The organism is Amycolatopsis sp. NPDC052450, assembly GCF_044547565.1.
Classification (GTDB): domain Bacteria; phylum Actinomycetota; class Actinomycetes; order Mycobacteriales; family Pseudonocardiaceae; genus Amycolatopsis.
Genome location: NZ_JBIUAQ010000022.1, coordinates 107,606 through 118,802 on the forward strand (window position 1 = coordinate 107,606; position 11,197 = coordinate 118,802).

Consider the following 11,197-nt stretch of genomic DNA (forward strand, 5'->3'; position numbering starts at 1 on the left):
TCCCTCAAGGAGGCCTTCACGGACCGACTCCCCGTCAGAACTTGGTGCCCAGCCAGGTCATCGCGACCGGACCGCCCGCCGAGACGCCGCCGATGTGCTCCAGCAGTGGGAACTCCTGCCAGGTGACGTCGGCGCCGAGGGCGCGGTAGCGGTCGAGCAGGCCCTTGCCGACCGAAAGCGGGATCAGTTCGTCCAGCGACGCGTGGTACAGGAAGACCGGCGCGCCGGGTTTGGTCTTGCCCGCCAGGTTCTCGCCGAGCCGGGCCTGCCAGCGCGGGTCCGCGGAAACGTTCGGGACGGTCGTGAAGTCGTTGAGCCGCGCGAAAGGCGCCGCAGCGCCGAGTTCGACGGTGCACGCTTCCTTGACCTTCGCGACCATCCTCTCGCCCTTCGCGTTGAGCACGTCGTTGAAGGGCAGTTCGGGGTACGCCGTCGAGTAGCCGACTGCGGCGCCGAGCACCAGGCCGAACGCCGGGCCGCCGTCGTTGAACTTCAGGACCGCGTTCAGGTCCGCCGGGACACCGCCTTCCGCGACGCCGACCAGGTTGACGTCGGGCGCGTAGGACGGCTGGAGTTCACCGGCGAAGGCCGCGGCCTGACCTCCTTGTGAGTAGCCGAAAACGCCGACCGGCCCGGTCTTGGACAGGCCCGCTTCGGGGACGTTCGAGGCGGCGCGGGCGGCGTCGAGGACGGCCCGGCCTTCGGACTGGCCGACGGCGTAGGTGTGCGTGCCCGGGGTGCCGAGGCCTTCGTAGTCGGTCACGACGACCGCCCAGCCGTGCGAAAGCGCTTGGCTCATCAGGAGGACTTCGTTCTCGGACCCGTTCGTCAGCCGGGTCGACGGCGCGCAGCGGTCGCCGAGGCCGTGGGTGCCGACGGCGTAGCTGACCAGCGGCCGCGCGCCCTTCGTCCACGGCGTGTGCGGGACCAGCAGGATGCCCGACACCGTGTTCGGCCGTCCCGTCGCCGAGGTGGAGCGGTAGTTGAGTTTCCAGGCCTTCGCCGGGGCGGTGGCGATGACCGGTTTGTAGTCGACCAGATCCCCGGGCGCGCTCGGCGCGGCTTGCGCGGCGGGCGCGCCTATCAGGGCGGCTGCGAGGGCTGAGACCAGAACTGTCCGAAGCACCGTTGCCTCCAGTTTGGTAATTGAGATTTTCGCAATGTAGGCGGAGTTGCTAGCATCTGGCAATCCCTGTTACCGAATCGGGGGAGGTCGAGTGGCCCGCACCTACGGCGGGGTCGCGCCCGAGCAACGGCGCGCCGAACGGCGTGAACGCCTGCTCGTGGCGGCCCTGGACCTGTTCACCTCGACGGGCTACCAGCAGGCGAAGATCACCGAGTTGTGCACCCGCGCCGGCGTCTCGACGCGGAACTTCTACGAGGAGTTCGAGAGCAAGGAGAAGGTGCTGCTGACCTTGCACGAGCGCATCAACTCGCTCGCGCTGGAGCACGTCAACGGCATCCTGGACCGGCTGGAGGACGCGGACGCGGTCACCCGGATCGGGACACTGCTTGACGTCTTCGTCAGCACGGTGACCTCGGATCCCCGGATGCCGCGGCTGAACTACGTCGAGGCCGTCGGAGTCAGCGCCGCCTTGGAGGCGCAGCACCAGGAATGGGTCGACCGGTGGGCCGCGTTCATCGAAGCCGAGGCCCGGCACGCCGCCGAGCACGGGGTGGCGCCGGACCGCGATTACCACCTGACGGCGATCGCGCTCGTCGGCGCGGCGACCGGACTGCTGCGCGAGTGGCAGGCGCACACCCCGCCGCTGCCGGTCGCCGACGTCGCCGCCGAACTCCGGGCCCTGATGCTCGCCGCGATCACCCGCCCCGCCTAGCCTCCCCCGGCCGCAATTCGGCACCTGGTTGCGGTGGTTCGAAGGCGAACTACCGCAACCAGGTGCCGAATTGCGAGGGTGGAGACCGTCAGGAGGCGGCGGAGGCCCGCCGGAACGTGTTGTGCAGTACGGCGAGCAGCGCGTCACGGACCGAAAGCCGTTGTCGCGCGTCGAAGGTGATCAGCGGGACGTCCTCGCCCACCGCGAGTGCCCAGCGCACGTCTTCGAGGTCGTGTTTGAGGGAGCCGTCGAAGACGTTCACCCCGACCACGAACGGCAGCCCGGCCTTCTCGAAGTAGTCGACGGCCGGATAGCAGTCGTCGAGACGGCGGGTGTCGACGATGACGAGTGCGCCCAGCGCCCCCAGCACGAGGTCGTGCCACATGAACCCGAACCGGTCCTGCCCCGGCGTGCCGAAGAGGTACAGCTTCACCTCTTCGTCGATGGTGATGCAGCCGAAGTCCAGCGCCACCGTGGTGGTGGTCTTCGACGGCACGTTCCCGCCGGTGCCGTCGACGGCCGCGCCGGTCGAGGTCATGGCCGCCTCGGTGGTCAGCGGTTTGATCTCGGAGATCGCGCCGACGGTGGTCGTCTTGCCGACGCCGAACCCGCCGGCGATGACGATCTTGACCGGTGTCGGCGGTTTGGCCGTCACCGGTTCAGCGAATTGATTCGAGTCCACGAATGACCCTTTCGATCATGCCGAGGTCCTGGGTGAAGGCTCCGGCAGGGCGACGGAGCACGACGTAGCCGAGCGCGGCGAGATCCGCCACGAGGACACGGGCCACGCCGATGTGCAGGCCGAGCATCGCCGCCACTTCGGCGACGGATTTCGTGTCCCGGCAAAGGGAAACGATCTCCCGTCGTTCGAAGGTCAGCCTCGCGTGCGAAGCCGCGCCGAGCCTGCTCGTGAGCACTTGAGCCTCGATTTCGAGCGTGCCGTCCACCGGCTGCGCGCGGCCGGCCGTGAGCAGATACGGGCGTAGCGGCGAGATGCCCTGTTCGGCGCCTCGCGGCTGAGGTACCTGGTCGTCGCTCATTCCCTTGTCCCCTCGTCAGTTCAGCTGCCGACGCTCTTCTTGAGTTCCTCGATCAGCGCGGGGGTGAGCACCTCGGTGGCCCGGTTGGCGAACATCGCCATCTCGTACGCGATCGTGCCGAGGCTGGCCTGCTTGGTGGCGAGCACGCCGAGCGAACAGCCGATGCTGATCGTGCAGACCAGCAGGTAGCCTTGCTCCAGCTCGATGATGATCTTGTCGGGCGAACCGAGCGGGTGACTCTCGGAGACACCGTGCGCCAAGCCGAGCATCGCCGAGCAGATCGCGGCCAGCCGGTCGGCGTTGGCCCGTTCCAGCTCGGACGACATCGCGATCAGCAGGCCGTCGGCCGAGACGGCGATCGCGCCCATCGCGCTCGCCGTGTTCTGGGCGAAGCGCGTCACCAACCAGTTGAAATTCCGGGCTTCGACGCTGACTCCGGTCGTCATCTCTTGCTCTTCTCTCTCTGTTCCATCTCCGGGTTGACGGCTTTCTCCAACCCGTCACTGAAGGCGTCGAACGCGGCACGCTCGGCCTCGGGGTCACGCATGCCCTTGGGCTTGGTGGTGTTCAGCGCCGCCCGCGCGGTCTGGTGCCGCGCGGCCGGTCCTTTGGACAGTCCCGGCGCCAGCTGCGCGCCGGGGACCCTTCTGGTGAGACCGCCGCGTGAGGCGGCGGGCACCGGTGTCGGGGTCGGCATCGACATCGGCGCTGCGGCTGCTGCCGGCGACGTGGTGGCCTTCGCGAGTCCGGCCTCGAAGCCGTCGAAGGCCGCTTTGGCCGCTTCTGGATCATGCCTGGACTTCTGCCGCGACGGCGCCTCGGGGGCGCCTGGCAGCTGCGCGCCCTTGACGCGGCGCCGGAGCCCGCCCCGAGTCTCCCCGGGATCGGCGGCGGTGAGCGTCGGCGCGGGAGCCTGGTACACGGGTGCCGGCACCGGAACAGGTGCCGGTGCGGGTTCCACGATCTCCCCGTCGGTCTTGCGGAACCACCGGAAGTCCTTGGGGCGCGTACCGTCGCGCGGGATCATCCCGGCGATCGCCAGTGTCGGCGGCTCGTGCCCGGGCGTCTTCGCCCTCGGCGCGGGCAAGGACGGCGGCGCGGGCTCGTCGACCGGTTCCGCCGTCGGCCACACCGGCGGCGCCGGGACGGACTTCGGCATGGGCTGCCGGTACGTCAGCAGGTTCGGCGGGACGGTGAGCCGCGCGGTGATCCCCGCACCCGGCTCGGTCTCGGTCAGTTCGACCTTGAGTCCGTGCCGCCGCGCGAGCCGCCCGACCACGAACAGCCCGAGCACACTGGTCGGCGCCAGTTCGAGCCGCTCGCGTTCGACCAGCCGCCGGTTCTCCTCGGCGAGCCGTTCGGCGGTCATGCCGATGCCCTGGTCCACGATCACGATCAGGCAGGAGCCGTCGGGCAGGATCTTCGTGCCGACGTCCACAAAGGACTCCGGCGGGGAGAACGACGTCGCGTTCTCCAGCAGCTCGGCGAAGATCAGCACCAGATCGGAGCCGAACGGCGACGACAGCAGGACGTCGCCCATCGAACCGAGCCGGACCCGCTGGTAGTCCTCGATCTCCGCGAGCGCCGAACGCAGCGCCGTCGACAGCTCGATCGGGCCGGAAATCCTTGCCTCGTCGCGATTCCCCGACACGACGAGGAGGTTGTCCGCGTTCCGGCGCAGGCGGGTGGAGAGGTGGTCGAGCCGGTAGAGGCTGGCCAGCAGGGCGACGTCCTGCTCGTTGCGCTCCAGTTCGTCGACCAGCGCCAGCTGCCTGCCCACGAGGTTCTGCGTGCGCTTCGCGACGTTGGCGAACATCAGGCCGACGTTGCGCCGCGTGATCGCCTGCCGCTCCACCAGTTCGGCCGCGGTGGCCTGCACCCGGTTGAACGCGTCGGCCAGTTTGCCGAGTTCGTCCTGCGAGGACACGTCGATGGTGGCGAGCCGCGGCGCGAGTTCTTCGGCTTCCTCGGTGTCGGTGACGCGGACCAGTTCGGTGCTCGCGAGGTCCGCGACCGAGGTCGCCGCCGTGGTCAGCTTCCGCAGCGGATCCGCGATCGACCGGCTGACCGCGATCGCGAGCCCGCCGACCAGCAGGAACAGCACACCGGCGCCGATACCGATCGTCCACGCCAGGTTCTGGGCGGCGTCGGCCCGCGCGGTCGCGGCGTCGGTGATGCCGGTGGTGACCGCGTCCTGGGCGAGCCGTCGCTGGTTCGACTGGGCGTCGACGGCGCCGAGGATGTCCGGCAGCAGGCTCTGCACGGCCTGCGGGCCGCGGGCTTCCGCGAGCCTGGCTTCCAGCGCGTCGACCCGGCGGCCCGTCTCGCCCTGTTCGACCGCGACGACCTGGGTGGCCTGGACGACGTCGGCCTGCTGCACGAACCGTTCGAGGAACAGCGACGACTGCTGCTTCGCGTCGGCCAGCACCGGCGCCCCGGATTCGGGGGTGACCAGCACGATGATCAACGCCATACCGCGCAACGAGTTCTCCTCGTTCGCGCGCAGCAGCGCGTCGAGCGCCGTCAGCTGCTGGGTGCCCTCCGCGTCACTGGTCTGCTGCGGGACCAGGCGGAGCGAGTTGATGACCGCGTCGATCACCGCGTGATACGTCCGCGCCACGCTGTCCAGTGAGGCCCCGCGCCGGAGCGCGTTCTCCCGGATCTCGTTCAGCGACCCGATCCGCACCAGCGCGGCGGCGAGCTCTTCCGGCGCGTCGGCGCTCAGCTGCGACCGGATCCGGTTCACCGTTTCCGCGACGACGCCCTGCTGCTTGAGCATCGCCGAACTGCTCGCCGACGAAGACGCGATGTAGTGCGCCGTCAGCAGCCGTTCCCGTTGCAGTTCCCAGGCCAGCGTGCCGAGCGCGCGGGCCTGCGACGCGACGTCGGCGGTGGTGCGCGCGGACCGGGCGTCGTCGATCTCCCCGGCGACGTAAGGCACCGACACCAGGACCACGGCGGTCAGCGGCAGCATCAGGAGCAGGTTGAGCTTGCCCCGGATGCCGAGTCTGCCGAGTAATCCGGACCGCGGCCCGCGTTCGGGCCGGGTCTTCCCGTGCCTCATGATCACCTTTCTCCCCGGCTCCGCCCGAGGTGTCCGCGGTGCTGCTCCCGGACGAGGTCTTCGATGGACGCGCGCAGCGCGACGAACTCCGGCGCGCGTTTGACCGCGAGTTCGCGGTCGCCGGGCAGATCGACCACGATGTCGGCGGCCACCCGGCCCGGATCCGAGGCCAGCACCACGACGCGCCTGCCGAGGAACACGGCCTCTTCGACGTCGTGGGTCACCATCAGCACCGTGGTGTGCGTGTCGGCCCAGATCCGGCGGATCAGGACCTGCATGTCCTCTTTGGTCTGGACGTCCAGTGCGCCGAAAGGTTCGTCCAGCAGCAGCACGTCGGGCTCGCACGCCAGTGCCCGCGCGATCGCGACCCGCTGCTTCTGCCCGCCGGAAAGCTGTTTGGGCAACGACTTCCGGAGGTGGGCGAGCCCGGTCTCCCCGAGATACCAGTCGACCCGGCGCGCGCGCTCGGCCTTGTCGAGGCTCAGCAGTTCGAGTCCGAACGCGACATTGCCCTCCACCGTGCGCCACGGGTACAGCGCGCCGTGCTGGAACACCAGTCCGCGTTCCGGGCCGGGCCCGGTCACCGCGTCACCGTCGAGGGTGATCAGGCCTTCGGTCGGTTCGGTCAGCCCCGCGATCAGCGACAGCAGGGTCGACTTGCCGGATCCGCTCGCGCCGACCACGCAGACGAAATCGCCGCGCGTGATGTCCAGATCGATCCCGTCGAGCGCACGGGTGGTCTTGTCGCGGACCGTGTAGTCCTTGGCGACGGCCTTCAGCTGAAGCGTCATGCCGCCCACTTCCCGACGCGAGCCCGCAGCTGACGGAGCGCGATGTCGATGACCAGTCCGAGCAGTCCGATCACGATCAGCAGCGCGAAGATCCGGTCGGTCTGGGTGAACCGCTGAGCCCGCATGATCCGCAGGCCGAGCCCGGCGGTCGCGTTGATGAGTTCGGCGACCACCACGAAGTTCCACGCGGCCGCGGCGTTGACGCGGGTCGCGTCGATCATCCCGGGCAGCGCGTGCGGCACGATCACCTTGCGCAGGACCTCGCCGCGCCGCGCGCCGAGCGTGTAGGACACGTCGAGCAGCGAACGCGGCACCCCGCGGACGGCGTCGGCGATCATCAGCGTGTTGAAGAAGACCGTGCCGAGGAAGAGGACCGCGACCTTCGACGGTTCGCCGAGGCCGAGCCAGATCATCAGCAGCGGGATGAACGCGCTCGCCGGCAGGTAGCGCAGCATCGCGATGACCGGCTCGAACAGCGCCAGCCCCGCGTCGAACGTCCCCATCACGATGCCCAGCGGCACCGAGACGAGCACCGCGAGCCCGAAACCGAGCAGCACCCGCTGGGTGGTGGCCCAGAGATCGCTGAACAGTTCACCCGACTCGATCATCTTCAGCAGCGCGTCGAACACCGCGACCGGCGTCGGCAGGAACGCGGGCTTGATGGTGCCCAGCGCGTTCAGCGTCACCCAGATCAGCAGCGGGATCACGAACGAGGCCACCGCCAGCGTCCACCGCCAGCGCGCGGGGATCGGCGTCCGGAGCGAGAACAACGGGGACGCGTCCGGCTTGAGGCCGGCCCGGCGGGGCAGCGGCGACCAGTCCGGCCGCGAGCCTGCCCGCTCTTCCTGCGCTTCGGCGAGCCGCTGCTCGTCTTCGAGACGGCGCGCTTCGGCCTCGTCAGCGGCGTCCGCCCGCTGAGTGGCCTGCTTCGCCGCGTCCGTGGTGCTCACTTCACCGCCTTGACGTACTGGTCGTCGAACAGCCCGTCGAAGTTCGGCCGGTTCTGGGCGAGCCCGTTGGAGACGATGAAGTCGGCGATCTTGCCCGCCTGGAAGTTCAGGTGGGCGGGGGTGACGCCGGGGGTGAAGGCGTCGAGGTTCTGCTGCTTGGTGAAGATCGTGGTGCCGGCGTCGTAGCTCTTGTACTCCTCGATCGACACCGCGCCGCGTTTGGCCATGATCCGCACGGCCTCGTCCCGGTTCTGCTTGATCCACTCGATCGTCTCGAACCAGGTGTTCACCAGCGCCTGGACCTCCTTCTTCCGCTCCTTCGACATCTGCTCCGAGACGACGAGGTGGTCCGGGATGGCGCCGGGGAACTCGGCGGACGTCGCGATCGCGCGGCTGCCGGGGCGCTCGAGCGCCTTCGAGGTGAAGGGGGCGAAGGCGGCGACGGCGTCGACCTGCTCACCGACGAACGCGGCCGCGGCGGCGTCGGTCAGCAGCGGGACCACTTCGACGTCCTTCTCGGTCAGCTTCGCCTCCTGCAGCGCGAGCAGCAGAAGGTAGTGGTCGACGGTTCCCTGCTCGACGGCGACCTTCTTGCCCTTGAGGTCGGCGACGCCGGTGATCCCCTGGCGGGCGATGATCTTGTCGTTGCCGGTGGAGTTGTCGTTGACCAGCACCACCGACAGCTTCGCGCCACCGCTGACCGACGCGAGCGTGTCGTTCAGGGTCTGGCTGTTCGCGTCGATCGCGCCGGAGGACAGTGCGTTGATGCTCTCGGTGTAGCTGTCGAACCACTTCAGGTCGACGGTCACGCCGTTCTTCTCGAACAGGCCCTTCTCCTGGGCGACCGCCCAGGGGAACCAGCCCGGCCAGGCGCTGTAACCGATGGTGACCTTGTTGCCGGAGGCGGCCGTGCTGTCGGAACAAGCCGAAAGGGCGGTCACGCCTGCGAGCGAAAGGGCGCACAACAACGCCGTCATGAGACGGCGGGAACGGGAAATCACAACGCACTCCTGGGGAAGGGGAGTAACACGGGCGTGGAAAGTTCCGGCGGTTCGAGCGCAGGACTGATCGACCGGTGTCGAGCTCCCTCGCGGAAGCCCGGCCGGCAATAGCGGACGGTGCGGCCGCACACCCGGCCGTCCCATCAAAACCTCTGAACACTCTGGATAGAGGTGATCACCCCGTTGCTCTCGGCGGCGATCCTATCGAGTGGCGCAAGCTCTACCTAGTGTGATCGTCGGCTCTTGCACGATTCGCTGTCACATTCTGCTAAATCCGGCCGTTCGCCCCAAAGAGCGGACTCTCGACCGGTGGGCAACCCCGGTCCAGGCGCCGTACGTCCATCGGGTGGCGGGTGAAAACTTCGCCCGTCTTCTGGAGGGAGCAGAGGATGAAAATTCGTTCGGCCGCGTTGTGCGTCGCGGGGGCGGCGCTCTTGTCCACCTTGGCCGGTGCGGGGCAGGCGAACGCGACCAGACCGTCCAGTCTGGTCCTCAGTCCGAGTGCCGTTGTCGCAGGTGGGACGGTCACCGCCGACATCTATTGCCTGCGCCCGTCGGGGGCGGGCGAGCTCGCGACGACCCTCGTCGCGGACGGGCTCGCCGCGCCGATTCCCTTGCGGGTGGTGGGAGACGGCGGCACCGGCGGCATCGGTGTCGCGTTGCGGGGCGACGGTCCGGCCGGGACGGTGCCGGGCCGGTACACGGCGTCGTACGACTGCTGGGGCTGGATCGTCCGTGCGGAGTTGACTGTCACGAACTGACAACCGGGCAGAAGAAGCGAAGGCCGGTTCCGGGGACACAATTGCCGTCCCGGAGCCGGCCTTGGCCGTCCTTCTGGCACATCTCACGGATCTGTGTCGGCGATGTTTCCCGGCCGCTAATTTCTATCAAACGACAGAATTGGCTCGGCGCCGGATGGGTGGCCTCCGAGTGTCCAGGAGTCGCCGAATTCGAATAGTTCGAAATGGCGGTAAGAATAGGGCGGGTTCGGTGATCGCAATTCCCTTCCGCCCCCTCGAACCGGGTCTGTCCAGGCAATTCCCACCTTCCGCAAAGGCGAATTAGTCCGCCTTCGCGCGCGCGGGTGCCATTTCACGGACCGGCGGGCCCCGCCCCGGCGGCCGACGATCGACCTGTATCGATCAGGGGCGGCCAGGTAACCGGCAGGTAACGGCTTGCGGTCCGGCGGCTACACACAGATGATCGAGCAGGGGTGGCGGGTGTCACCGTTCAGTGGGTTTCGCCGCCGCCTTCTAGGCAATACCGTCGGCGGCAAAGCCGAAGTCATGGGCCCCGATCGGGTACGGAGGTTTGGCGGATGATGCCGGAGATCAAGGACGACGCTGCTGGCGCTGTCGGCGCTGACGACGCCGTCGTACGCCTGCCCGGGATGAGGGTGGCCTACGAAGGCGCCGCCTTCGACGAGTCCGCGTTGGCGGAGACCTGGACCGCCCAGTTGCAGGACTGGCTGAACCAGGCCGTCTCCGCCGGGATCCCCGAACCGAACGCGATGGTGCTCGCCACCGCCGACCCCGAAGGCAGGCCGTCCTCCCGGACTGTCCTGTGCAAGGGCCTCGACGAACGCGGCGTCGTGTTCTACACGAACTACACCTCCACCAAGAGCCACGACCTCACCGCGACGCGCTACGCGTCGGTCACCTTCCCCTGGTACGCCCTGCAGCGTCAGGTCCACGTGCGCGGCGAGGTCGAGAAGGTCAACGTCGCCGAGACCGCCGAGTACTGGGCTTCCCGCCCGCGGGGATCACAGCTCGGGGCCTGGGCCTCGCCCCAGTCCCGCGTCGTCGACGGGCGCCGCGCCCTCGAGACCGCGCTCCACGGCATCGAACGCCGCTTCGCCGACGTCGAGAACATCCCGTTCCCGCCGCACTGGGGCGGCTGGCGCATCCGGCCCGACGTCGTCGAGTTCTGGCAAGGCCGCGAAGACCGCATGCACGACAGGCTCCGCTACGTCCGCACCGACGACGGCTGGCAGGTTGAACGCGTAGCGCCGTAATTTCTTGTCGCGCGCTTCCGCAAACGCGCCGAAGGGGCACCCGGGTCGCTTGCAACTCACGTTGCGAGCGGAGGGTGCCCCTTCATCGCGTTTCCGGGGGCCTTCGGCCCAAAAGAGGGCGCGCGACGGTGAAGTCTCCCCGTCGCGCTGGCGCGCTCCCGGGAGACGCGTGGGGGCACCGGGGTCTTGGGGGGACGGGCGTTGGGGGGCCGCGTTGGGCACCGGGGTCTTGGGGCACCGGCGTTGGGGCACCAGCGTGGGGAACCAGGGGCTCGGTGGCGTCGGCGTTGGGGCACCGGAGTGGGTGGGGGCATCGGCGTGGGGGCACCGGGGGTTCGGTGGCATCGGCGTGGGGCATCGGCGTGGGCACCGGGGGCTTGTCGCCGAGGTGCGGCGGGGCTGTGGGCATGGGCAGTGGGTCTCGGTCGCCGATCGGTCGTCGGGGTGTCGCGAAAGCCACTTTCGCGACGCCAGGCGTCGCGAAAGTGGCTTTCGCGAC

Annotated in this window: 11 protein-coding genes; 3 read left to right on the forward strand and 8 right to left on the reverse strand. The window is 69.1% G+C overall.

Going from position 1 to position 11,197, the window contains the following annotated elements:
• Positions 1-34: 34 nt before the first annotated feature.
• Positions 35-1,126 carry a lipase family protein gene (locus tag ACIHAO_RS29865; RefSeq protein WP_396563355.1) on the reverse strand — a complete coding sequence of 364 codons (1,092 nt, stop codon included), beginning with the start codon at positions 1,124-1,126 and terminating at the stop codon, positions 35-37.
• Positions 1,127-1,217: 91 nt separating this feature from the next.
• Between ACIHAO_RS29865 and ACIHAO_RS29870 the strand changes: the two genes are divergently transcribed.
• Entirely contained in the window at positions 1,218-1,838 is a 621-nt protein-coding gene (locus ACIHAO_RS29870) for a TetR/AcrR family transcriptional regulator (protein ID WP_396563357.1), read from the forward strand.
• An 88-nt stretch (positions 1,839-1,926) separates the two neighbouring features.
• Here ACIHAO_RS29870 and ACIHAO_RS29875 read toward each other — a convergent pair whose 3' ends face one another.
• From ACIHAO_RS29875 to ACIHAO_RS29905, 7 genes are read right to left on the reverse strand one after another with little or no spacing between them, the layout of a single operon-like run.
• Entirely contained in the window at positions 1,927-2,520 is a 594-nt protein-coding gene (locus tag ACIHAO_RS29875; RefSeq protein WP_125789373.1) for an ATP/GTP-binding protein, read from the reverse strand.
• Entirely contained in the window at positions 2,498-2,878 is a 381-nt protein-coding gene (locus ACIHAO_RS29880) for a DUF742 domain-containing protein (RefSeq protein WP_396563360.1), read from the reverse strand. The genes ACIHAO_RS29875 and ACIHAO_RS29880 overlap by 23 nt, the downstream gene beginning before the upstream one ends.
• 20 nt (positions 2,879-2,898) lie before the next feature.
• On the reverse strand, positions 2,899-3,324 hold the full coding sequence (locus tag ACIHAO_RS29885) for a roadblock/LC7 domain-containing protein (protein ID WP_005156032.1): 426 nt from the start codon (positions 3,322-3,324) through the stop codon (positions 2,899-2,901).
• On the reverse strand, positions 3,321-5,942 hold the full coding sequence (locus tag ACIHAO_RS29890; protein ID WP_396563362.1) for a nitrate- and nitrite sensing domain-containing protein: 2,622 nt from the start codon (positions 5,940-5,942) through the stop codon (positions 3,321-3,323). The genes ACIHAO_RS29885 and ACIHAO_RS29890 overlap by 4 nt, the downstream gene beginning before the upstream one ends.
• A gap of 2 nt (positions 5,943-5,944) precedes the next feature.
• Positions 5,945-6,733 carry an ABC transporter ATP-binding protein gene (locus tag ACIHAO_RS29895; RefSeq protein WP_396563364.1) on the reverse strand — a complete coding sequence of 263 codons (789 nt, stop codon included), beginning with the start codon at positions 6,731-6,733 and terminating at the stop codon, positions 5,945-5,947.
• On the reverse strand, positions 6,730-7,683 hold the full coding sequence (locus ACIHAO_RS29900; protein ID WP_396563366.1) for an ABC transporter permease: 954 nt from the start codon (positions 7,681-7,683) through the stop codon (positions 6,730-6,732). Before ACIHAO_RS29900 ends, ACIHAO_RS29895 begins: the two co-directional genes overlap by 4 nt.
• Complete coding sequence (locus ACIHAO_RS29905) at positions 7,680-8,684, reverse strand: ABC transporter substrate-binding protein (RefSeq protein ID WP_396563368.1); 1,005 nt, start codon at positions 8,682-8,684, stop codon at positions 7,680-7,682. The genes ACIHAO_RS29900 and ACIHAO_RS29905 overlap by 4 nt, the downstream gene beginning before the upstream one ends.
• A gap of 389 nt (positions 8,685-9,073) precedes the next feature.
• Here ACIHAO_RS29905 and ACIHAO_RS29910 point away from each other — a divergent pair, with 389 nt between their 5' ends.
• Positions 9,074-9,445 (forward strand): hypothetical protein, encoded by a 372-nt coding sequence (locus ACIHAO_RS29910; protein ID WP_396563370.1) that lies wholly within the window; start codon positions 9,074-9,076, stop codon positions 9,443-9,445.
• Positions 9,446-10,002: 557 nt separating this feature from the next.
• Positions 10,003-10,698: a pyridoxamine 5'-phosphate oxidase gene (pdxH, locus tag ACIHAO_RS29915; protein ID WP_396563372.1), complete on the forward strand. Its 696-nt coding sequence runs from the start codon at positions 10,003-10,005 to the stop codon at positions 10,696-10,698.
• The last annotated feature ends 499 nt before the right edge of the window (positions 10,699-11,197 follow it).